This is a genomic window from Cryobacterium luteum (assembly GCF_900110125.1).
GTDB lineage: Bacteria > Actinomycetota > Actinomycetes > Actinomycetales > Microbacteriaceae > Cryobacterium > Cryobacterium luteum.
In genome coordinates this window covers 16394-38465 of record NZ_FOCN01000016.1, presented here as the reverse complement: position 1 = coordinate 38465, position 22072 = coordinate 16394, and the positions used below count along the sequence as shown (strand labels likewise).

The following is a 22072-nucleotide window of genomic DNA, read 5'->3' as shown; positions in this document are numbered from 1 at the left end:
GCTGCCGGGTGCGCGGCCAGGTGCGCCCGGTATACTCGGAGGAATAATGGACGACCCTCCCACCGCTGAACCCGCTTCTCACAAACCTTCGCCCGTAGCCGCTGGCGGTGACCTCCTTGTCTGAGCTGATCATGCTCGGGTTCGGACTTCTCCTGACCGTCGGAACGGGCCTCTTCGTCGCCAGTGAATTCGCCCTGGTGAATCTCGATCGCGCCGACCTCGAAGCCAGGCGCGATCGTGGGGAAACCCGCCTCCACCTCACCATCTCCGCGCTGAAGATCACGTCGACGCACCTGTCGAGCGCGCAGCTGGGCATCACCCTCACGACGCTGCTCACCGGGTACACGATCGAACCGGCCCTGTCGTCGCTGCTGCGCGGCCCGCTCACCTCGATCGGACTGCCCGTCGACCTGGTTCCGGCGTTCGGCACCACCATCGCCATCGTGACGGCGACCCTGGTGTCGATGGTGATCGGTGAACTGGTTCCGAAGAACTTCGCCCTCGCCCTGCCGATTCAGACCGCGCGCCTGGTGATCCCGTTCCAGACCGTGTTCACGACCGTGTTCAAACCGGCCGTGCTGCTACTCAACAACAGCGCCAACGGGCTGCTGCGCGCCATCGACATTGAACCGAGAGAGGAGCTGTCCGGCGCCCGCACCGCCGAAGAACTCTCCTCCCTCGTACGTCGATCGGCCAGCGCCGGGCTGCTCGAAAAGGACACCGCCACCCTGCTGCACCGCACGCTGCTGTTCTCCGGCCACGACGCCTCCGACGTGATGACGCCCCGGCCGCGCGTGGCGAGCATTCATCGCACCGACTCGGCGCAGGACGTCATCGACCTCACGCGCGCCACCGGCTACTCGCGGTTTCCGGTCGTCGACGAGAGCGCCGACGACGTTGTGGGTGTCGTGCACGTCAAGCAGGCCGTGGCCGTGCCCCGCGGCCGACGAGCGGATGTGCCGGTGTCGGCCCTGCAGACCGACCCGGTGCGCGTCCCCGAGACGATGAAGCTCGACGACCTGCTCGGCGAACTGCGCGGCCGCGGCTACCAGATGGCGATCGTCGTGGACGAATACGGCGGAACGGCGGGTGTCGTCACCCTCGAAGACCTGGTCGAAGAGCTCGTCGGCGAGGTCGCCGACGAGCATGACCGGGCCCGCGCCGGTGTGGTGCGTTCCCCCGATTCGCTGACCTTTCCCGGCATGCTGCGCCCCGACGAACTACTCGAACGTACGAGCGTCACCGTGCCGGAGCAGGGCCCGTACGAGACCGTGGCCGGTTTCGTCATGAGCGAGCTGGGTCGACTGCCGGTGATCGGTGACCGGGTGCCGGTGGGCGGCGGATTCCTCACCGTCGAGCGGCTTGAGGGACGCCGCATCGACCGGCTGCGTTTCACCCCCGAAGCCGTTGTGGAGCCCGCGCTGAAGGCCGACACCAAGACTGATCGAAAGAAGGTGAGCGACAAATGAGCGACTGGGCCGGACTTGCCTGGCTGGTTGTGCTCCTCGCCGCCAATGCCTTCTTCGTCGGAGCGGAATTCGCCGTCATCTCGGCCCGCCGCTCGCAGATCGAACCGCTCGCCGAAGCCGGAAAACGCAGCGCAAAAACCGCGCTGTGGGCGATGGAACACGCGACCCTCATGCTCGCGACCTCCCAGCTGGGCATCACGGTGTGCTCGCTGCTCATTCTCAACGTGTCAGAGCCGGCGATCCATCATCTGCTCGAGGTGCCGCTCGGCCTGACCGGACTGCCCGACGGGTACATCGGCACCATCGCGTTCATCGTCGCGCTGCTGTTGGTCTCCTACCTGCACGTCGTGTTCGGTGAGATGGTGCCGAAGAACCTGTCGTTCTCGGTGCCGGACCGCGCTGTGCTGCTGCTCGCGCCGCCGCTCGTCTTCGTCGCTCGCGTCTTCAAACCCTTGATCGTCACCCTCAACGCCTGCGCCAACGGCGTGCTGCGCCTGTTCGGCGTGCAGCCGAAGAACGAGGCGACGAGCGCGTACACGCTCGACGAGGTCGCCACGATCGTCACCCAGTCCACCCGGGAGGGTGTGCTGAGCGATGGAACCGGCGCGCTCAGCGCGGCGTTCGAGTTCACCAATCTCAAGGTGCGTGACGTGGCCGTCAGCCTCGGCAAGCTGGTCAGCCTGCCGGAGTCGGCTACACCGGCCGATGTGGAGAAGGCCGTCACGCGTCACGGGTTCTCGCGGTACGTGCTCGCCGACGCCGAGGGCTTCCTCACCGGGTATGTGCACTTGAAGGATGTGCTCGACCTCGAAGTCGCTCCGGCCGGGGAAGCAACGCTGGCCGCGCCGGACAGTTACGCGGGGCAGATCCCGGCCAAGCGCATCCGTGCCTTGATCTCAATCTTCGAAGACACCGACCTCGAGGATGCCCTCGCCACCATGCGCCGCTCCGGCGCGCACCTGGCGCGGTCATTCACCGCGGAGGGCGAGACCACCGGGGTGCTCTTTCTCGAGGACATCATCGAGGAGCTCGTCGGCGAAGTGCAGGACGCCACCCGCCGCGAGTAGTCCCTCACGTTTCTGGACGGGGCCCGGGCCCCGTCCGGCTGCACGTCTCGCCAAGGCGGCGACACGGGCGTAAAATGCTTCCTGAAAAATGCACATTCGGTGCAGAAAGGGAACGCTCATGTTAAGTCAATTGGAAACCTACTCCGTGCTTCCCGCGCGTGACCTCGCGCGCGCCCGGCGCTTCTACAAGGACGTGCTCGGCATGGAACCGGTGGAGGAACGCGTGGAGGGGCTGCTCTACCGCACCCCGAAGGGCGCCGCCATCATGGTCTACGAGACCGAGAATGCCGGAAGCGCGACGAACACCGCGATCGGCTTCGACACCGACGACATCGATGCCGAGGTTGCGGCGCTGCGTGGGCGCGGCGTCACGTTTGAGGAATACGATTTTCCGGGGTTGAAGACCGAGAACGGCATCGCGACGACCAACGATGATCGTGCGGCCTGGTTCAAGGACACCGAGGGCAACATCATCTGCGTGTCGCAGACCGTCGCCTTCGGCCGCGGCGAAGCGCGCGAGCGTGAGGGCACCGCCAACTCGACGGTCAGTGACTGACCCGCCGCGACACGTCCGAACGGATGACCGCGCCCGAGACGGGTGGCCGCTACGACCGTTACCGTAGCGCGCGCCGGTACCGGGCGCGGTCGCGACCGGGGGCGCGACCAGGCGCACACGTCGCAGGCGCGCGCCGTTCGGAAACGTCCTATCGTGGAGACATGGTGAAACCGCGCGGCTGGCTCGAATGGGAGGCCGAACAGGCCCGCGACTGGATCTCCCGGCCCCAGGCCGGCGACGACAAGTACTCGCGCGGCGTGCTCGGTGTGCGTACCGGTTCCAAGGACTACCCGGGCGCCGCGGTGCTCGGCGTCGACGCGGCCGTGCGCACCGGCCTCGGCATGGTGCGCTATCTCGGCCCGCGCCGCGCCGCCACCCTCGTGCTGCAGCGCCGCCCCGAGATCGTGATTGGGCCCGGCCGGGTGCAGGCCTGGCTGCTCGGCTCCGGCATCACTACCACCACGAGAACGGATGCCGTCACCACCGCCCTCCAGCACGCACTCGCCGAGGGCCTGCCCACCGTCATCGACGCCGGCGCCCTCGACCTCGTGTCGCGCGCGATCGGGCCCACCGTGATCACCCCGCACGCCGGTGAGCTCGCGGCGATGCTCGAGGGTGAGGCCAAGCCGGGCTCCGCCTCGCAGATCGCCGCCAACCCGGGGGAGTGGGCCATTCGCGCCGCCCGCTTGTTCGACGTGACGGTGCTGCTCAAGGGCGCCGTCACCCACGTGGCCTCGCCGGCCGGCGCCCGCCTGACCGTCTCCACCGGACCGGCCTGGTTGGCCACGGCCGGCTCGGGCGACGTGCTCGGCGGCATCCTGGGCGCCCTCCTGGCCACCCATTCCGATCAGCTCGAAACGGATGCGGCCTCGCTCGCCCCGCTCGCCGCCACCGCCGCGCTCCTGCACGCTGCGGCCGCGAATCTGGCCTCCGCCGGCGGCCCGATCGCGGCCCTCGACATTGCCGACGCCGTGCCGCGGGCCGTCGCCGCTCTGCTCGACCACGGGGTCGATCCGGGGCCACGCCCAACCCGCTGACCGGTACGAGAACCGGCCGGTTGTGCAAAGGTAAAGCGTGCACATTCATGAGGAGAGCAGGGCCGTGACCGGGCCTGCGCGGCCGGCACTGCGGCATCCGCCCGCCGGGCTGTGGTCGGCTTTTGCGATCGTGCACCTGCTGCTGATTCTGTTGGCCCTGTTCGGGCCGGGGTATCCGCTCGGCGACGTGGAGGTCGTCTACCGCGGCTGGGCCGAGAGCGCGGCCACCGGCAACATCGTGGGAATCACCGAGAATTTCGTCTACCCGGTGCTCGCCCTCGTACCGATCCTGGCGGCCTTCACCCTGGGCGGCCCGGCCTACCTCGCCACCTGGTTTCTGCTGGTGACCGGGCTGAACGCCGCGGCCTTCCGGGTGCTCGCGTGCTCGCACCGGGCAGCGGCCTGGTGGTGGCTGGCCTTTCTGACGCTGCTCGGCCCGATCGCGGTGTTGCGCATCGACGCGGTCACGGTGCCGCTCGTCATCGTCGCCCTGCTCTGGCTGCGCCGCCGCCCGCTCTGGGGCACCATGCTGCTCACGATCATCGCCTGGATCAAGATCTGGCCGGTCGCCGCGCTCGCCGCCCTGTTCGTGGCGTCGAAACTACGCTGGCGGATGCTCGCAGTCGCCGCCGCGGTCACCGTGACGGTGATCGGGATGGCCGCGCTGCTCAGCCTGAGCCGGGGCAGCGGAATCCACGTGCTGAGTTTCGTCGCCGAGCAGGCGGGGCGGGGAATTCAGATCGAGTCACCGGTGGCCGTGCCGTGGCTTTGGCAGGCGGCCCTCGGCGTGCCGGGTAGCGCCATCTACTACGACCAGCAGATTCTCACGTTTCAGGTGGCCGGCGCGGGCGTCACCGCCGTGAGCGCCGCGATGACCCCGCTGCTGGCGCTCGCCGCCGGCGTGGTGCTGCTGCTCGGTCTGCGGGCAGGGCGCCGGGGAGCCGACGTGCTGGCAGTACTGCCGCCCCTGGCCCTCGCGCTGACTCTGACCCTGATCGCGTTCAACAAGGTGGGTTCGCCGCAGTTCATCAGCTGGCTGGCCGCACCGATCATTTTCGGACTCGTTCTGAACGGTCGTGCCTGGCGCACCCCCGCGCTGCTCGGCCTTGCGCTCGCCGCGCTCACGCAGGTGATCTACCCGTCCCTGTATGACTGGGTGATCGAGGCCCACCCCCTCATGGTGCTCGTGCTGAGCCTGCGCAATCTGCTCGAATTCGTGCTGCTCGGCTGGGCGCTTTGGGCACTGTACCGGCGAGCTCCCGGAGTCTCCTCGTGAGTGCCAGATCCCGCGCGTCGTCAGCCGCCGGTGTCGGTGCTGAGCCAGCGGCCCCGCTCGTGGCGTGGCATACCCTCGCCGCCACGGTCGTCGCGAGCCGGCTGCAGGTTGATCCGACCATCGGTCTGACGGCCGGGACGGCCTTGGCCCGGCAGGGGGAATATGGCCCCAATCTGCTCCCCGAGCCCGCGAAAGTTGCAGCCTGGCGTAAAATTATCGGCCTGCTGGCCGAGAAAATGACGCTCGTGCTGGTGATCGCCGCGGTGGTCAGTGCCGTCGTGTCCCGGGAATGGGAGACACCGGTTGTCATCCTGGCGGTGATCATGCTCAACACGGCCCTGAACTATCTGCAGGAACGCCGCGCCGAAAACAGCCTCCAGGCGCTGCGGATCATGTCGGCGGGCATGGCGGTGGTCCGCCGTGACGGCAGCGAGCAGGAGGTGGCCCGGAGCGCCCTGGTTCCCGGCGACATCGTTCTGCTCGATGCCGGAGATTCCATTCCGGCCGACGGTCGCGTCCTGGAGGAATCGCGGTTGCAGGTGGCCGAGGCCACGCTGACCGGCGAATCCGAACCCGTCGGCAAGTCGACGCATCCGCTCGCCGCGGAGAACCTGCCACTCGGCGACCGCGACAATATGCTCTTCATGAACACCGAAGTCACCCGTGGCCGGGCGACCATGGTCGTCACCGCGATAGGCCTGGGCACGGAGGTCGGTGCCATTGCGGCGTTGATCGGTGAGGTGAAACGCGAACGCACCCCGCTGCAGCGACGGATCGACCAGCTGGCCCGGACGCTGACCCTGGTTGCCCTGATCGTGGTCGCGGTGGTGTTCGCACTGGGTCTGCTGCGCGGGCAGTCGTGGTCCGATCTGCTGATCATCTCGGTGTCGCTGGCCGTCGCGACCATTCCCGAGGGGCTCACGGCGGTCGTCGCCTTCACGCTGGCGATGGGGGCCGCGCGGTTGGCCGGCCGGGGGGCCATTCTCAAGCAGCTCTCGGCGGTGGAGACCCTCGGCAGCGTCACGCACATCGCCACGGACAAGACCGGCACGTTGACGATGAACGAGATGACGGCCCACCGCCTGAACATCCACGGACACGACTTTCAGATCACCGGCACCGGGTACTCAACCGACGGGGAAATTTTGAGCGAGGGCGGGCTGCCCGACCTGACCGAGGCGCTGCTGACGATGGCGCTGTGTAACGATGCCGTCATCGGTGACGGCAAGCTGGTCGGCGATCCGACGGAGGGCGCACTGGTCGTACTGGCCGAAAAGGGCGGTCTGGATGTTGCCGCAGCGCGGCGGGATCACCCGCGCCTGGCGGAGGTCCCGTTCGACGCGGACTACAAGTACATGGCCACCTTCCACCGGCTGACAGATACCACGGCGGATGCGAGCCAGTCCGCGCCTGTCATCGGCTACCGATGCCTGGCCAAGGGGGCCCCGGTGGCCTTGATGCAGGTGACCGACTCGGTGCTCACCGCGGACGGCATCCGGCCGATCGATGACCTGCATCGCCGCAATATTCATGAGGCCATCCAGGGATTGGCCGGCGAGGGCCTGCGCACCCTCATGCTGGCCGGGCGGCGTTTGCACACGGCTCTCCCCGACGACGAGAAATCGCTGCAGGCGCTGGTCACCGGTTTGACGATCTACGCCATCGTAGGAATCGTCGATCCGGCCCGAACCGAGGCGGCTCAGGCCATCGCGGAGGCGCGCGGAGCGGGAATCCAGGTGCACATGATCACGGGCGACCATCTGGTCACCGCATCGGCCATCGCCAAGGACCTGGGCATTCCCGGCGCCGCCGCATCCGGTCTTGACCTCGACGAGCTGGACGACGGCGAGCTCGGCCGACGTGCTGCCGGGTTCGGTGTGCTCGCCCGGGTCACTCCCGCACACAAGATTCGCATGGTGAAGGCTCTGCAAAGGGAGGGCAATGTCGTGGCGATGACCGGGGACGGTGTCAACGATGCGCCGGCGCTGAAGCAGGCGGACATCGGGATCGCCATGGGTATCACCGGCACGGATGTGGCCAAGGGCGCCGCGAACATGATCCTCACCGACGACAACTTCGCCACCATCGTGGCCGCGGTCAGGGAAGGCCGCGGCATCTACGCCAACATCCTGAAATTCGTCAGGTTCCAGCTCACCACGGCCTGGGGGTTCGTACTGATTTTCCTGGTCGCCGGCGTGACCGGGCTGGCCGGCGGGGCGCCGTTCACCGCCCTGCAGATCCTCTGGGTCAACATCATCATGGACGGCCCGCCCGCCCTCGCCCTCGGCGTGGATCCGGCCGAACCGGGCACGATGCAGCAACAGCCTCGCCCGGCGAATGAACGGCTGCTGACCCGGGCCCGGCTCGTCCGAATCCTCGGACTGGGTCTCGTCATGGCCGCCGGAACCCTGGCCGTACTGACCCTGGCCCCGGTGGTGTTCCCGGACAGCGCCGATGACGCAGCCTTCGCCAGTACCCTGGCCTTCACGACGTTCGTGTTCTATCAGGTGTTCAACCTGCTCAACGTGCGCTCGGACACCCATTCCGTCTTCTCCGCCCAGACCCTGACCAACCGGAGCATCTGGGTTGCCCTGGTCGCGGTCATCGTGCTGCAGGTCGCTGTGGTTCAGCTCGAGGTGCTTCAGGGACTCTTCGACACCACAGCGCTCACCGCGCCCCAGTGGGGTGTGGCGGTGCTGGTGGGGTCGTCCGCCCTCTGGGTCGAGGAAACCGGTAAGGCCGTCGTGCGGGCGTCCGTGCGCCGCCGGCTCGGCTCGGCCGAGAAATAATCGTCACCTTTCCGATCATCCCACCGAAGGAGTCACCCATGCTCGTAGCATTCTCTGTCGCACCGTCCGTCGCCGCCGACTCGCAGGGATCCGTGCACGACGCGGTCGCCGCTGCCGTGCGTGTCGTTCGGGCCTCCGGCCTGCCCAACCACACCGATTCCATGTTCACCACCATCGAGGGCGACTGGGACGAAGTCTTCGCCGTCATCAAGGCGGCGACCGAGGCGGTGGGCGCGTTCGGGCCGCGCGTGTCCCTGGTGTTGAAGGCGGATATCCGCCCCGGCCACACCGGCGAGCTCACCGGCAAGCTCGAACGCCTGGAGACCGCACTCGACGGTTAGACCTCCCGCGCGAGCAGGCTGGCGATTAGGCTGATTGCATGCCCCTCACACCTGACGGGTCGACGCCGCTGCCGTCGACCCGTATTCGTTTTGCCCTGCTCGCCCTCGCCCTGGGCGGCTTCGGCATCGGCGCGACCGAATTCGTCGCTATGGGTCTGCTGCCGAACCTCGCCGCCGACCTGCTGCCCGGCTTGTACGCGAGCGCACCGGATGCCGCCAACGCGCAGGCCGGCTGGCTCATCTCCGCCTACGCCCTCGGCGTCGTCGTGGGCGCGCCGACCATCGCAGCGGCCGCCGCCCGCTGGCCGCGCAAACAGTTGCTGCTCGGCCTGCTGACCGCGTTCACCCTCGGCACGATCGCCTCGGCCGCGCTACCCACCTTCGAGACCGTGCTCGCCGCCCGCTTCGTGGCCGGGCTGCCGCACGGCGCCTACTTCGGCATCGCTTCGCTCGTCGCCGCCCACCTGATGGGACCGGGCAAGCGAGCCCGCGGCATCGCCATCGTGCTCTCCGGCCTGACCATTTCCAACGTGATCGGGGTGCCGACGATCACCTGGATCGGCCAGATGAGCGGATGGCGCGTCGCCTACCTCGTCGTCGCCGCCATTTTCGCGCTCACCTTTGTGGCGGTCGCCGTGTTCGTGCCGTTCCAGGCCGGCAACCCGAAGGCCACCATGCGGGCCGAGCTGCGGGCCTTCCGCACACTGCAGGTGTGGATCACCCTGTCGATCGGCGCGATCGGCTTCGGCGGGCTGTTCGCCGTCTACACCTATGTCGCGCCGCTCGTGATCGAAATCACCGGGCTGGCCGCGGCCGCGGTACCGCTCATCCTCGTGGTCATCGGCCTCGGCATGACGGCGGGCAACTTCGCCGGGGGAGCGCTGGCCGACTGGAGCGTGCGCCGCACCATGTACATCGCCTTCGGCGTGCTCATTCTCGCGCTCGTCACCCTCGGCCTGTCGGCGCAGTTCCTGGCCGGGCTGCTGGTGGGCGTGTTCCTGGTCGGTGCGGCGGCATCCGCTCTCTCACCGACCATTCAGGCGCGCCTGATGGACGTCGCCCACGAGAGCCAGTCGCTCGCCGCGGCGCTCAATCATTCCTCGCTCAACGTCGGGAATGCGCTCGGTGCAGCCCTCGGCGGCGGCGCAATCGCTGCCGGGCTCGGCTATCTCGCGCCGGTCTGGATCGGTGTGGGGCTCAGCGTCATCGGCGTGCTGCTGACCCTGCTCACCTTCAGCATCGACCGGCGACGCCGCCACGCCGGCCACCACGTTCCGTACGGCACGCAGCTGATCCCCGTCGTACGCTCCCGTTAGCCCGGGGCGTGCCGTTTCGGCCTGACCAATTGAGACCCGCTCATCCCGGTCGAACGCTCACGTTAACGCACACTGACCGGCCCGCCTGTCGCCGGGTGGGCCGGTCAGGTTTCAGAGGGGGCGTCAGTCCGTCTGCAGCAGGATGCCGTCGTGGATGGCGCGCTTACGCAGCGCGACCTTGGTTCCCACGTCGTACCCGGCGAGGCGGTACTTCTCGCGAATGCGCTTGAGGTAGCTCTTGGCGGTCTCCTCGGAGATGCCAAGCTGGTAGGCGACGGCCTTGACCGGCTCGCCGGCACCGTAGAGCGCCATGACCCGGCGTTCCTGCGCGCTGAGGCGGGGACCTTCGACGTTCTCGGTGGAGTTGAGCGCGTAGTCGAGCTCAGCCGAGATATACGACTTGCCGTTGTACGCGGCGCGAATGGCGTCGACGATCATGCTCGCCTCTTCGCTCTTCACGAGGTAGCCGAGCGCTCCGGCCGCGAGGGCCTCGCGCACGAGGGCCGGCTCGGAATAGGTGCTCATGAGCACCGTCTTGACGCCGGTCGTCTTGAGCGTGGAAATCTTCAGGGACACCGGGATGTTGTCTTTGAGATCGAGGTCGAGCAGCACGACATCCACCGGAAACTCGGGATGCGTGAGCAGCTCGGGCCAGGTGGTCACCGCCGCTACCATCTCGATGTCATCAGCGGCGCTCCGGATCCACTCGGTGAGTGCCCCCAGAAGCATTCTGTGGTCATCAACCAGGGCCAAACGAATGGGACGGTCTGTTGTCGTCATTTTCTGCCTCCTACTGCCTGCACCTTATCGTCAAAATCCCCAATATTAGGCATCCGCGGGATTGTCCACACTGCACTCGATGTCTACCCGCAGACTTCCGGACCGATTTGAGTCCACATGCGGGCCGACGGCACGAATCGCCTGCCAGGTTTCCGGATCGACACGCCGCCGGGCGACCCCCGTTGTGGTCAGTTCGATCGGAAAACGTACCTTGTGGTGCGGACCTGCCCCATGTGTGGGGGCAATCGGTCCAAGTCTCAGCGAAACGGATGCCCCCGACCGCGCCGTATCCCCGATCAGTAGCCAAATCGTGAGCAGCAGCCCGTCGCGTTGCGGCGGTGACAGTAGGCCGGCGAGGCCGGCCGGGTCGCTCAGCGCGACGACCGGGCCGAGGAATTCGCTCTCGGTGATGGCATGGTGCAGCCAGGTTTCGGTGCGGCCCTCGATCAGGTGCAACCGCAACTGGGTGGCCAGTGACGCTGCCGTTGTCGCCGTCGACGGTGCCAGCGGCAGGGCGGTGCGGCCCTGGGCCACATCGTCGAGCAGAGTCTCAGCGTCGAGGTCGAGCCGGGCCAGCTGCTCGGAAGCGAGCATGCCCACCGCGAACCGGGGCTGGGAGACCGTGCTTTGCACCAGCACCAGGTCGAGTTCGCGCTGCACCATGCGCCGAAACGCCTGCACGATGCTCGCCCCGACCAGCGGCGGCGCCACCGCGAGGGCAATGGACAGAATGTCAGGGCCGAGGGTGAGCAGGTCAGTGCGCTTTTCGAACAGGGTCACCACGCTCATAACCACGCCGAGGACGACGGTGGCCATGGTGATGTCCCCGGTCTCCCGCAGTGTCACGATCGAGAGCAGAAAGGCGCCGACGGCGGGGGCCGCGGTGGGAAAGTCGCCGGCCCCGGCCAGCCCCCACGACCCGGCCAGATCCAGGGCCAGCACGACCGAGCAGGCGCCCAGGGCCGCCAGAAACAGCCAGAGCGGCAGGCGGGAGGCCAGCTTGTGCACGGCGAGGTGCACGGTCACGGCGGTGGCCAGCAGAATCACCCAGGCCAGAATGCTGAGCACCGGAAGGTGGCCCGGCTGCGCCTGGATGATCAGTCGCACCATGAGGAACAGCACGATGCAGGCACCGCTGACGCTCATGCCGATGCCCAGATGACGGGCGCCCAAACCGTTCTGGTCCGACCGGAACACGGTGATGCGGCCGTCACCACGCAGAATTGTGCGCGGAAACCGCAGCGGTAGGAGGTCGGCGCGGCTGCGTCGATCAGCGGATGCCGGCGGCCAGCTGCGTTCAACGGGGCCGCCGAGCAGACGCGAACCGACACCCCGCGGGTGGGTGGCGATTGGCGCTGTATCGCTGAACTGGCTCACTTGGGAACCTCCAGGACGACCGTCGTCCCGGCGCCCGGTGAGGAGAACAGGCGGGCGTTGCCGCCCACGTCGCGCAGCCGGGCGATGACCGATTCGGCGACGCCGAGCCGCTCGGAGCCGACCTGGCCGAGATCGAAGCCGACCCCGGTGTCGGTGACCATCGCGCGAACGGTGGTGGCGTCATCCGTTATGGTCACGTCGGCGTGGTCGACGCCGGAGTGGCGGCGCACGTTCTCGAGGCATTCGGAGAGCGCCAGCAAGAAAGAGTCGAGCACGTTGCTGTGCAGCTGCACCTGGCCGCAGCCGTGCCAGTTGACGGTGAGGCCCATGCGTTCGAATCGTTGGCGCACCGCGTCGAGGGTGTCGCCGAGGGTGAGTACCGTGGCCGGCTCGAGGCTGTACGCCCCGGACCGGCGCGGGGTCGGCAGGCCGCCGAGGCGCAGCTGGCGCAGCAGCCGGGCGTCGTCGCCGGCCTGTTTCTGCAGGGCGGTCGGGCTGACCCCGACACCGGAGTGTGCGAGCAGGGTGAGGGTGGCCAGCACGGTGTCGTGCAGCAGTCGGGCGTCCTGACGGCGCTGGGCTTCGAGCTCGCTCGCGTGTCGTTCGGCCCGGTGGGCGCGGCCGATCGCGGCGATGCGGTGCATGACGCGGGGCACGCTTTGCGCGATCCACCAGGAGGCCAGAGTGAAGGCCAGCCACATGCTCACGGTCAGGGCCAGCAGCACGGTGCGGTCGGGCGCATCGACCGTCACGACGGCCACGCTCGTGACGGTGAGCACGAAGAACAACACGAGCAGCAGCAGCCGGCGTGGGCTGGTCAGCAGCACGGCCGCGACGGCGCACATCGGTGCGGTCGAGACCATGCCGATGACACTTTCCTCGATCAGGTTCGGGGGCACGCCGGGATGGCTGGTGAAGCCGACGACCAGAATGATGGCCAGGCCGCAGAGCACTATCAGGACGGCCCAGCGCAGGGCCCCCGTGCTGCCGAGCAGGTACTGGCCGGCCACCATGACCAGCACGAGCACGACGGCCCACAGACGTGCGTCGGCCTCCAGACCGCCCGGAACCAGCAGGCACGCGAAGGTCGTGGCCGAACCGGTGAGCCCGGCCGCCTGCACCGCTCTTCGCAGGAGGCGGTCGCGCTCCTTGAAAATGCGTTGCATGGGTGCCTGTCCGATTGGAGATGAACGTGTCTAACAGCACCATACCGGGCGCCACCGACACGGGTCCCCCCTAGTGCAATACCCGCCGAATCTGGGCGCCGATCGCTTCGTTCTCGATCAGGAAGCCATCGTGACCATACCCGGATTCGAGCACCACCGCGGTGGGGCCGTCAATATTGTTCGGCAGATGGGCGGCGATGGTGCGCTGGCCGTCGGCCGGAAACAGTCGGTCGCTGTCGATTCCGACCACGACCGAGCGGGCGGTGACCCGCCCGAGAGCGGCCGCGACGCCGCCGCGATCGCGACCGACGTCGTGGGAGTTCATGGCTTCGACGAGCACGATGTAGCTGTTGGCGTCGAACCGTCTGGTGAATTTATTACCGTGAAAGTCGAGGTAGGATTCCACGGCGAAGCGGCCGTTGGCGCCGAGCGGACTGATGCCGCTCTGCCAGCCCCGGTCGAAGCGGGCGTTCAGTTCGGCCGGGCTGCGGTAGTTCAACAGGGCCATGCGGCGGGCCAGGGCCAGACCGCGGGTCGGGCCGTCGCCATCCGCTTCGTCGTAGTAGTCACCGGCGCGAAACGCCGGGTCGGTACGGATGGCCTCGATCTGCACCGAGTTCAGGCCGATCTGGTCAGCGGTGGTGACGGGCGGCGCAGCCAGGATGATGAGGCGGTCAACCCGGTCGGGGGTCTCGATGGCCCATTCGAGGGCGTGCATGCCGCCCATGGACCCGCCGATGACTGCCGCCCAGCGGTCGATACCGAGCCGGTCGCTGAGCACGCGCTGCGCGGTGACCTGGTCTCGGATGGTCAGATAGGGAAAGCGGATGCCCCACTCCAGCGCATCGGGCGCGAGCGAGGCCGGCCCGGTGCTGCCCTGACAGCCGCCGAGCATGTTCGGTGCAACGACGAACCAGCGATCGGTGTCGATGGCGAGGCCGGGACCGACGATGCCGTCCCACCAGCCGCCCGTCTCGTGCCCGGGGCCGGGCGCGCCGACCACGTGACTGTCACCGGTGAGGGCGTGCAGCACGAGCACGGCGTTGTCGCCGGCCGGGCTCAGGGTTCCCCAGGTCTCATAGGCGAGGCGGGCTGCCGGCAGGCGACCGCCGGCCTCGAAGGTGAGCGGGCCTAGATTCAGGAACTGTCGGTGGCCGACCGGGTCGCCGTCGCGCCAGGCGCCGGTCGCCGGGGGTTTGCCGAGGACCGAGCGCGCCTGGGCTTCGGTGATGAAGCTCGACGGGACCGTGTCCGCTGATGATTGCCATTCCATACCCGTCCATTCTGTCGGTGGAATGACCGGCCCGGGCGCATGTTACGTTGTGCGCCCGGGCGATGACCGACCTCAGGCGTCGGCGCGGTCACGCTTGACGATGGCGCGGGCGGCGGCCAGGCCGGCCTCGAGGTCGGCTTTCAGGTCGGTGACGTTCTCGATGCCCACCGAGAGGCGTACCAGGCCGGGCGTCACGCCGGCGGTCAGCTGCTGCTCGGGGGTGAGCTGGGCGTGTGTGGTCGAGGCCGGGTGAATCACCAGGGAGCGCACGTCGCCGATGTTGGCGAGGTGGCTGAACAGGCTCAGGTTGTCGACGAGGGCGCGGCCGGCCGCGACGCCGCCCTTGAGCTCGAACGAGAGCACCGCGCCGACGCCGAGCGGGGCGTACTTGTTGGCGGTGGCGTACCAGGGGCTCGACGGGAGGCCGGCGTAGTTCACCGAGGCAATGTCGTCGTGGTTGTCGAGCCACTCTGCGATGTCCTGGGCGTTCTGCACATGCCGTTCGATGCGCAGGCTGAGCGTTTCGATGCCCTGGATGAGCTGCCAGGCGCTCGCCGGGGCGATGGCACTGCCGAGGTCGCGCAGCAGCTGCACGCGCGCTTTGATGACGTAGGCGATGCCGTCGCCGACCGCGGTGGTGTAGCTCGCGCCATGGTACGACGGGTCGGGTTCGGTCAGACCGGGAAACTTCTCGACGTTCTTGGACCACTCGAATTTGCCGCCGTCCACGAGAACGCCGCCGATGATGGTGCCGTGGCCGCCGAGAAATTTGGTGGCCGAGTGCACGATGATATCGGCGCCGTGCTCGAACGGGCGAATGAGGTACGGCGTCGCAATCGTGTTGTCTACGATCAACGGAATACCGTTCGCGTGGGCGACATCCGCTACCAGGCTGATATCGAGCACGTTGATGCGCGGGTTGCCGATGGTCTCGGCGAAGAACAGTTTGGTGTTGGGGCGCACCGCGCGCTCCCACTCGGCGACGTCATCCTGGTCTTCCACAAAGGTGACCTCGATGCCGAGCTTGGCCAGGGTGTACTTGAACAGGTTGTAGGTGCCGCCGTAGATCGAGCTCGACGACACGATGTGGTCGCCGGCCTGGGCGATGTTCAACACCGCAAAAGTGGATGCCGACTGGCCGCTGGACAGCAGCAGCGCCGCCGTGCCGCCCTCGAGCGCTGCGACCCGCTCCTCGACGACCGCCTGGGTGGGATTCTGGATGCGGGTGTAGATGTTGCCGAATTCGGCCAGCGCGAACAGGTTCTGGGCGTGCTCGGCGCTGTTGAACACGTACGACGTGGTCTGGTAGATCGGGGTGGCCCGGGCGTTGGTGACCGGGTCGGGACGAGCGCCGGAGTGAACCTGCTTGGTTTCAAACTTCCACGATGAAGAATTGTCGGTCACGATAGCCTCCGGCTCATACAGCGCGGACTCTCCAACGCTCTGGCCCCGATCATAAAGAGGCCCGAATGGCCGTGCAACAACGGGCGAAACACAGCGTCATTTTCTCGCTGGCGGCAATGTGCGATTCTCGTGCGGCAGCACGATCGTTCCCGTCGGTGTGGCAGCATCGGGCCGGAACAGCCACCGGGCCCGCGGCTCGACGAGCGGCCGGAACACCCGTCGAACGACGGGCATCGACAGCACGATCGAGATGGCCACGCTCAGCACGATCATGCCGGGCAGCACCCATGCTGGCTGCGGCCCGTCGAGTACTCCCGACTCCCGCAGCGGGTACAGCACGAAGGTATGCAGCAGGTAGATGTACATCGTCGCCGCTCCCAGGTGGGTGAACCAGGTCGAACGCCGGGGAATCAGCATCAAAAAGGCCACGATCAGCGTGAAAGCGAGCAGCATCACCGCCAAACGGATGCCGCCGGCCCAGAACTCTGAATAGTCGAAGACCCCGTAGGCCTCGTCGTAGAGCAGGAACCGGCGCACCTGCAGGTCGCGCAGCGTCTGGATGTTCAGCGCGATGATCAGGTAGAGCGCGGCGAACAGCCCGAGCGCTCCGGTCCGCCAGCGCCAGATGAGGCCGGCGCGCAGTTCCAGCCAGGTGTCGGTCAGCAGCCACTGGCGCAGTTTCCAGCCGAACACGAAGAACGGCAGCAGGCCGAGGGTACGAGAAAGGGTGAAGGTTCCGTCGATGTTGGGCAGGTACCCGGCGCCGATGGAGATCACGATGCTGATCAGCAGGGGGTAGCGCAGCAGAACGAGATAGGGCAGCGCGATGCGCCAAACGAGCAGGGCGAGCAGAAACCACAGGGTCCAGCTCGCGGTGGAGTAGTCAAGCAGGAGCTTGCCGCCGAGAATCCAGCGCAGGCCGGTCCAGATCGTCTCGAAGATGACGTACGGAATGATGATGTCGCTGAGCAGCCGGTGCATCTGCCGCGCGTCGGGCGGCCCGCTCTTGGCAAAATAGCCGCTCACCGCCACGAAAACCGGTACGTGAAACGCGTAGATGAACAGGTACAGCGTGTACGCGACATCCGCTTCGCCGATGAGTTTGAGAATCGCGTGGCCGACCACCATGAGGGTGATCGCGATCCAGCGCGCGTTGTCCCAGAGGGGTACGCGGCGCTTGACTGGTTGGCTGGTGGTGTTTCCCACTGAGTTCGTCGGTGCGGTGCTCATTCAATCCATTCTCCCGCCACAATGGAGAAATGAGTACTCGACGAGTCGTTGTAACCGGAGCAAGTTCAGGAATTGGAGCGGCGACCGTTCGTCTGTTCCGGCTTCGAGGCTGGGATGTGGTGGGAGTCGCCCGGCGTGCCGATCGCCTGGCCGCACTGCGGGCGGAAACGGGAGCGGATGTCTTCACCGCCGACCTCACCGTGCAAGCGGATGTGGACGCGCTGCGCGACTATTTGGCCGAGACCGGCCCGGTGCACGCCCTCGTCAACAACGCCGGCGGCGCCAAGGGACTCGATTCGGTCGAGGCCGGCAGCATCGAAGACTGGGCCTGGATGTTCGAGATCAACGTGCTCGCCGTCAAACGGGTCACCACGGCCCTGCTGCCGCTGCTGCGCGCCGGCATCCGCTCGGGGGCAGGGTCGGCCGATATCGTCACCGTCACGTCGATCGCCGGGCACGTCGCTTACCTCGGCGGCGGCGGGTACAACGCGGCCAAGTTCGCCGCGCACGCGATGACCGAGGTGCTGCGCCTCGAGCTTTCAGGGGAGCCGATCCGGGTGATCGAGATCGCGCCGGGCATGGTCAAAACGGATGAGTTCGGCCTGGTTCGCTTCAACGGTGACGCCGACAAGGCATTCGCGGCCTACGACAACGTGCCAGATCCGCTGTCGGCGGAGGACGTGGCCGAGACGATCGTGTCGAGCGTTGAGCGCCCGGCGCACGTGAACCTCGACCTGATCGTGATCAAGCCGGTCGCCCAGGCCGCGCCGACCCGCATCGCCCGCGGCGAGCTGACGGTGCGCGAGCCCTAATCGCGGCCCGCGTCTGGGACGGGTCATCCGCTCCTCGCTCAAACATTGAGGCGTTCCAGGGGTCTTGCGCGAAAAGCGTGCGCAAGACCCCTGAAACACCTCAAAACTCGCAACCCCGCGAACAACCCGCCCCCGTCGCTCCTCGTGTTGGCATACAGAACGGGCCGGACAGGATGTAATTCCTGGCCGGCCCGTTCGTGGGACTGCGAGGGTTAGTGCTCGACGGCCTTTTCGGCGCCGTGGCCGGTGAGCGAGCGCACGGCCATTTCGGCGGCGAGCTTCGGGCTCTCCTTCACGGTGCTGGTGACCGATCCGAGCCAGCCCAGGAAGAAGCCGAGCGGGATGGAGACGATACCGGGGTTGCTCAGCGGGAAGAACGCGAAGTCGACACCGGCACCGAACATCGACGTGTCGGTGCCCGAGAACACCGGCGAGAAGATGATCAGGAGAACAGCCGAGGACAGGCCGCCGTACATGCTCCAGACCGCGCCGCGGGTCGTGAACCGACGCCAGAACAGGGAATAGAGAATGGTCGGCAGGTTGGCGCTCGCCGCGACGGCGAACGCCAGTGCTACCAGGAAGGCGATGTTCTGACCCTGTACACCGATACCACCGGCGATGGCCAGGATTCCGATGACGACGACGGTGCGACGTGCAACCTTGACCTCGTCGTCCGGATTTCCCTTGCCCTTTTTGATTACGGAGCCATAGATGTCATGCGCGAAGCTCGTGGCCGCCGTGATGGTGATTCCGGCTACCACTGCCAGGATCGTCGCGAAGGCGATGGCGGAGATGAAGCCGAGCAGCAGTGGACCACCGAGGGCGAGCGCGAGCAGCGGAGCCGCCGAGTTCACGCCGCCGGGAGCGGCCTCAATGGTGTCCGCACCGACGAGCGAGGCAGCACCGAAGCCGAGCACGAGGGTGAAGATGTAGAACGCGCCGATCAGCCAGATAGCCCAGACCACCGAGCGACGAGCTTCCTTGGCGGTGGGAACCGTGTAGAAACGCATGAGCACGTGCGGCAGCCCGGCGGTGCCGAGCACCAGAGCCAGGGCGAGCGAGATGAAGTCGAGCGGGTTGGCGCCGTACTTCAGTCCCGGAGCGAGGATGTCGGCGCCGGAGGCGGAGATCGCGACGGCGCTGTCGAGCAGGTTCGACAAGCTGAAGCCGTTGATCGCGAGGACCCAGATGGTCATCGCGAACGCGCCGATGATCAGCAGGAAGGCCTTGACGATCTGCACCCAGGTGGTGCCCTTCATACCGCCGACGAGTACATAGACGATCATCAGGCCGCCGACGACGGTGACCACGATGGACTGGCCGAGCTTGTCGTTGATGCCGAGGAGCAGCGAGACGAGTCCGCCGGCGCCGGCCATCTGGGCGAGCAGGTAGAAGAAGCAGACGGCCAGTGTGGTCGTGGCTGCTGCCATGCGCACCGGGCCCTGTTTCAGCCGGAAGGAGAGCACATCGGCCATGGTGAACTTGGCCGTGTTGCGCATGAGCTCGGCAACCAGCAGCAGGGCGACGAGCCAGGCCACGAGGAAGCCGATGGAATACATGAAGCCGTCATAGCCGGTGACGGCGATCGCGCCGACAATGCCAAGGAACGACGCTGCCGAAAGATAGTCGCCCGCGATGGCGAACCCGTTCTGCGGCCCGGTGAAGGAGCGGCCACCGGCGTAATAATCCGCCGCAGTCTTGTTGTTGCGGCCCGAGCGAATGACGATGATCAGCGTCACCGCCACGAAGGCGAGAAAGATCGAGATGTTCAGAACGGGGTTGTTCTCAACCGGTTTGACCGTCGTGGCCAGAATCTGCAAAGCGTTCATCGCTGTTCCAGCCCTTCAAGTTCGCCGCGAAGTTCTGCGGTCAGGGGATCGATCTTGCGGTTGGCGAAGGTCACGTAGCTCATCGTGATGGCGAAGGTCGTGACGAACTGCGCGAGGCCGAGGAGCAGACCGATGTTGATGCTGCCGAACACCGGCGTTGCCATGAAATCACGCGCGTAGGCTGCCGCGAGCACGTAGGCGATGTACCAGACCAGGAAGAAGATCGACAGCGGCACCACGAAACGGTTGCGGGTCTTCTTCATGTGCAAAAACTGCGGCGTCTTCTCATACGCCTCGTAGTCGATCGTGGACTTCGGTGGGGCGTCTTTCACTGCTTCACTCATGGGGCCTCCTTGCCTCAGGGACGAAAAATGTGGGTGTCGAAAAATTGTGGGTGCGCGGTGGGGTGCTCGTGACGGCCTAAGAAACGGATGCTGACAGCGCACGTTTCAGATCGTCGAGAACGGTGGGATCTTCGATGGTGGGAGGGACGGAATATTCTTCACCGTCGACGATTTGTCGAATGGTTTTGCGAAGAATCTTGCCCGACCGCGTTTTGGGCAGTCGGTCGAGTATGGTGACGTCGCGAAACGCTGCGACCGGGCCGACATGCTCCCGGACGAGGGCGACGAGCTCTGCGGCGAGAACGCCATGGTCGATGGTACTGCCGGCCTTGAGCGTGACGAAACCAGCGGCACGCTGACCCTTGAGCTGGTCGTGTACGCCGAGAACCGCGCATTCGGCGACGGCCGGATGCAGCGTGAGAACCTCCTCGAGCGAGCCGGTCGACAATCGGTGCCCGGCCACGTTGATGACGTCGTCGGTGCGGCCCATCACGAACAGGTAGCCGTCGGCATCGAAATGCCCGGAGTCTCCGGTGGCGTAGTAGCCGGGGAACGCGGTGAGGTACGAACTCGCGAAACGTTCCGCGCTGCCCCAGACGCCGAGCAGGGTTCCGGGCGGCAATGGCAGCCGAATGGCGATGTTGCCGTCCTTGCCGACCTTGTCGATCGGCTTGCCCTTGGAATCCAGAATGGCGATGTCGTAGCCGGGTACCGGCACCGTGGCCGAGCCCGGCTTGGTCGGCAGCTCTTCGATGCCGAGCAGGTTGGCGCAGATCGCCCAGCCGGTCTCGGTCTGCCACCAGTGGTCGACCACCGGGCAGTGCAGCCCATCGTTGGCCCAGTGGAAGGTTTCGGGGTCGAGACGTTCACCGGCCAGGAACAGGCTGGTCAGGCTCGACACGTCGTGATTTTTCAGTTCGAGCAGGTCAGGATCGACGCGGCGGATTGCGCGGATGGCCGTCGGTGCGGTGAACAGCACCTTGACCTTGTAGTCGTCGACGACGCGCCAGAATGCGCCGGCATTCGGGGTTCCGATCGGTTTGCCCTCGTAGATAACCGTGGTCGCCCCGGCCAACAACGGTGCGTAGACGATATAGGAATGCCCGACCACCCAGCCGACGTCGGAGGCGGCCCAGAAAACGTCGCCCGGCCCGACGTTGTAGACGTTGCGCATCGACCAGTTCAGGGCGACGGCGTGGCCGCCATTGTCCCGGATGATGCCCTTGGGCTTACCGGTTGTGCCGGAGGTGTAGAGAATGTACAGCGGATCGTCGGAGCGGAGGGCAATCGGGTCGGCCGGTGCCGCCTTCGCTTCTTCGTCGGCCCAGTCCAGCCAGTGCACCGTCGTTCCGGAACGGTCCTGGTAGTCCGCCGCCGAACCGGGAATGCTCTCCCGGCTTCGCGCGATGACGGTGTGCACCGAACCCTGACTGAGCGCCAGTGCCTTCTCGACCAGCGGCAGATATTCCACCACACGGCCCGGTTCCAGCCCGCCGGATGCCGTGACGATGACACTCGGCCGTGCGTCATCGATGCGCACGGCCAGTTCCGTGGCCGCGAAACCACCGAACACTACCGAGTGCACCGCGCCGATGCGTGCGCAGGCGAGCATGGCGATGACAGCTTCGGGAATCATCGGCAGGTAGATGATGACCCGGTCGCCGGTACCGACACCGTTGGCGCGCAGAGCGCCGGCGAACTTGGCGACTCGGCCGAGCAGATCGAGGTAGCTCAAACGAATCCGGGTGCCGGTCATGGCCGAGTCGTAGATCAGGGCCGTGTGGGAGCCGCGCCCGGCCAGGACGTGACGGTCGAGGGCGTTATAGCTCGTGTTGAGCGTCCCCCCGGGGAACCAGCTTCCGGTCACCGGCCCGTCGGCGTCGAGGGCTTTCGATGGCGGCGTGATCCAGTCGATGCCCGCGGCGGCGTCCAACCAGAAGTCGTCCGGCGACGAAATGCTGCGTCGCCAAGCCTCCTGATAGGCCCCACCTGATGCGCCATTCATA

General features: G+C 66.9%; 18 protein-coding genes. 9 read left to right on the top strand and 9 right to left on the bottom strand.

Annotation, left to right across the window (positions count from 1 at the left end; genetic code table 11):
• Positions 1-131: 131 nt before the first annotated feature.
• The 8 genes from BMW72_RS14055 (at position 132) to BMW72_RS14020 (ending at position 9851) form a co-directional block, all read left to right on the top strand.
• A complete protein-coding gene (locus tag BMW72_RS14055; protein ID WP_092111656.1) occupies positions 132-1469 on the top strand; it encodes a hemolysin family protein in 1338 nt (445 codons plus the stop codon).
• Entirely contained in the window at positions 1466-2536 is a 1071-nt protein-coding gene (locus tag BMW72_RS14050; RefSeq protein WP_092111602.1) for a hemolysin family protein, read from the top strand. The genes BMW72_RS14055 and BMW72_RS14050 overlap by 4 nt, the downstream gene beginning before the upstream one ends.
• A gap of 118 nt (positions 2537-2654) precedes the next feature.
• Positions 2655-3092 carry a VOC family protein gene (locus BMW72_RS14045; RefSeq protein WP_092111600.1) on the top strand — a complete coding sequence of 146 codons (438 nt, stop codon included), beginning with the start codon at positions 2655-2657 and terminating at the stop codon, positions 3090-3092.
• A 161-nt stretch (positions 3093-3253) separates the two neighbouring features.
• The gene (locus BMW72_RS14040) at positions 3254-4129 is read left to right on the top strand and encodes an ADP-dependent NAD(P)H-hydrate dehydratase (RefSeq protein WP_092111598.1); all 876 of its coding nucleotides are present in this window, start codon (positions 3254-3256) and stop codon (positions 4127-4129) included.
• Between the two features lie 64 nt (positions 4130-4193).
• Positions 4194-5405 (top strand): glycosyltransferase 87 family protein, encoded by a 1212-nt coding sequence (locus BMW72_RS14035; RefSeq protein WP_092111596.1) that lies wholly within the window; start codon positions 4194-4196, stop codon positions 5403-5405.
• On the top strand, positions 5402-8194 hold the full coding sequence (locus tag BMW72_RS14030) for a cation-translocating P-type ATPase (protein ID WP_241984089.1): 2793 nt from the start codon (positions 5402-5404) through the stop codon (positions 8192-8194). Before BMW72_RS14035 ends, BMW72_RS14030 begins: the two co-directional genes overlap by 4 nt.
• Before the next feature lie 38 nt (positions 8195-8232).
• Positions 8233-8535 (top strand): thiamine-binding protein, encoded by a 303-nt coding sequence (locus BMW72_RS14025; protein WP_092111594.1) that lies wholly within the window; start codon positions 8233-8235, stop codon positions 8533-8535.
• Positions 8536-8573: 38 nt separating this feature from the next.
• Positions 8574-9851 (top strand): MFS transporter, encoded by a 1278-nt coding sequence (locus BMW72_RS14020; protein ID WP_092111592.1) that lies wholly within the window; start codon positions 8574-8576, stop codon positions 9849-9851.
• Positions 9852-9974: 123 nt separating this feature from the next.
• On the opposite strand, the gene BMW72_RS14015 is transcribed toward BMW72_RS14020, so the two are convergent.
• From BMW72_RS14015 to BMW72_RS13990, 6 genes are all read right to left on the bottom strand, one after another.
• A complete protein-coding gene (locus tag BMW72_RS14015) occupies positions 9975-10631 on the bottom strand; it encodes a response regulator transcription factor (protein WP_092111590.1) in 657 nt (218 codons plus the stop codon).
• Positions 10632-10676: 45 nt separating this feature from the next.
• Positions 10677-12008: a hypothetical protein gene (locus BMW72_RS14010; RefSeq protein ID WP_092111588.1), complete on the bottom strand. Its 1332-nt coding sequence runs from the start codon at positions 12006-12008 to the stop codon at positions 10677-10679.
• On the bottom strand, positions 12005-13174 hold the full coding sequence (locus BMW72_RS14005; protein ID WP_092111586.1) for a sensor histidine kinase: 1170 nt from the start codon (positions 13172-13174) through the stop codon (positions 12005-12007). The genes BMW72_RS14010 and BMW72_RS14005 overlap by 4 nt, the downstream gene beginning before the upstream one ends.
• A 70-nt stretch (positions 13175-13244) precedes the next feature.
• Entirely contained in the window at positions 13245-14447 is a 1203-nt protein-coding gene (gene metX / locus BMW72_RS14000; protein ID WP_092111584.1) for a homoserine O-acetyltransferase MetX, read from the bottom strand.
• 72 nt (positions 14448-14519) lie between these two features.
• A complete protein-coding gene (locus tag BMW72_RS13995) occupies positions 14520-15851 on the bottom strand; it encodes a bifunctional o-acetylhomoserine/o-acetylserine sulfhydrylase (protein ID WP_092111583.1) in 1332 nt (443 codons plus the stop codon).
• 96 nt (positions 15852-15947) lie between these two features.
• Positions 15948-17081, bottom strand: a complete 1134-nt coding sequence (locus tag BMW72_RS13990; RefSeq protein WP_092111581.1) for an acyltransferase family protein — start codon at positions 17079-17081, stop codon at positions 15948-15950.
• A 29-nt stretch (positions 17082-17110) separates the two neighbouring features.
• Here BMW72_RS13990 and BMW72_RS13985 point away from each other — a divergent pair, with 29 nt between their 5' ends.
• Positions 17111-17893, top strand: coding sequence for an SDR family NAD(P)-dependent oxidoreductase (locus BMW72_RS13985; protein ID WP_092111579.1), 783 nt, complete (start codon positions 17111-17113; stop codon positions 17891-17893).
• Positions 17894-18105: 212 nt separating this feature from the next.
• On the opposite strand, the gene BMW72_RS13980 is transcribed toward BMW72_RS13985, so the two are convergent.
• The 3 genes from BMW72_RS13980 to BMW72_RS13970 all read right to left on the bottom strand — a co-directional run bounded on the left by BMW72_RS13980 (position 18106) and on the right by BMW72_RS13970 (position 22071).
• Complete coding sequence (locus BMW72_RS13980) at positions 18106-19722, bottom strand: solute symporter family protein (RefSeq protein ID WP_092111577.1); 1617 nt, start codon at positions 19720-19722, stop codon at positions 18106-18108.
• Positions 19719-20066, bottom strand: a complete 348-nt coding sequence (locus BMW72_RS13975; RefSeq protein ID WP_092111575.1) for a DUF485 domain-containing protein — start codon at positions 20064-20066, stop codon at positions 19719-19721. Before BMW72_RS13975 ends, BMW72_RS13980 begins: the two co-directional genes overlap by 4 nt.
• Before the next feature lie 76 nt (positions 20067-20142).
• The gene (locus tag BMW72_RS13970; protein ID WP_092111573.1) at positions 20143-22071 is read right to left on the bottom strand and encodes an AMP-binding protein; all 1929 of its coding nucleotides are present in this window, start codon (positions 22069-22071) and stop codon (positions 20143-20145) included.
• Between the last annotated feature and the right edge of the window lies 1 nt (position 22072).

What these genes read in the sequence shown, in the direction of transcription:
- BMW72_RS13990 (WP_092111581.1), bottom strand. Translation starts at nt 17,081, where the DNA reads ATGAGCACCGCACCGACGAACTCAGTGGGAAACACCACCAGCCAACCA.
- BMW72_RS14050 (WP_092111602.1), top strand. Translation starts at nt 1,466, where the DNA reads ATGAGCGACTGGGCCGGACTTGCCTGGCTGGTTGTGCTCCTCGCCGCC.
- BMW72_RS13970 (WP_092111573.1), bottom strand. Translation starts at nt 22,071, where the DNA reads ATGAATGGCGCATCAGGTGGGGCCTATCAGGAGGCTTGGCGACGCAGC.
- BMW72_RS14015 (WP_092111590.1), bottom strand. Translation starts at nt 10,631, where the DNA reads ATGACGACAACAGACCGTCCCATTCGTTTGGCCCTGGTTGATGACCAC.
- BMW72_RS13980 (WP_092111577.1), bottom strand. Translation starts at nt 19,722, where the DNA reads ATGAACGCTTTGCAGATTCTGGCCACGACGGTCAAACCGGTTGAGAAC.
- metX (WP_092111584.1), bottom strand. Translation starts at nt 14,447, where the DNA reads ATGGAATGGCAATCATCAGCGGACACGGTCCCGTCGAGCTTCATCACC.
- BMW72_RS13975 (WP_092111575.1), bottom strand. Translation starts at nt 20,066, where the DNA reads ATGAGTGAAGCAGTGAAAGACGCCCCACCGAAGTCCACGATCGACTAC.
- BMW72_RS14055 (WP_092111656.1), top strand. Translation starts at nt 132, where the DNA reads ATGCTCGGGTTCGGACTTCTCCTGACCGTCGGAACGGGCCTCTTCGTC.
- BMW72_RS13985 (WP_092111579.1), top strand. Translation starts at nt 17,111, where the DNA reads ATGAGTACTCGACGAGTCGTTGTAACCGGAGCAAGTTCAGGAATTGGA.
- BMW72_RS14040 (WP_092111598.1), top strand. Translation starts at nt 3,254, where the DNA reads ATGGTGAAACCGCGCGGCTGGCTCGAATGGGAGGCCGAACAGGCCCGC.
- BMW72_RS14045 (WP_092111600.1), top strand. Translation starts at nt 2,655, where the DNA reads ATGTTAAGTCAATTGGAAACCTACTCCGTGCTTCCCGCGCGTGACCTC.
- BMW72_RS14025 (WP_092111594.1), top strand. Translation starts at nt 8,233, where the DNA reads ATGCTCGTAGCATTCTCTGTCGCACCGTCCGTCGCCGCCGACTCGCAG.
- BMW72_RS14020 (WP_092111592.1), top strand. Translation starts at nt 8,574, where the DNA reads ATGCCCCTCACACCTGACGGGTCGACGCCGCTGCCGTCGACCCGTATT.
- BMW72_RS14005 (WP_092111586.1), bottom strand. Translation starts at nt 13,174, where the DNA reads ATGCAACGCATTTTCAAGGAGCGCGACCGCCTCCTGCGAAGAGCGGTG.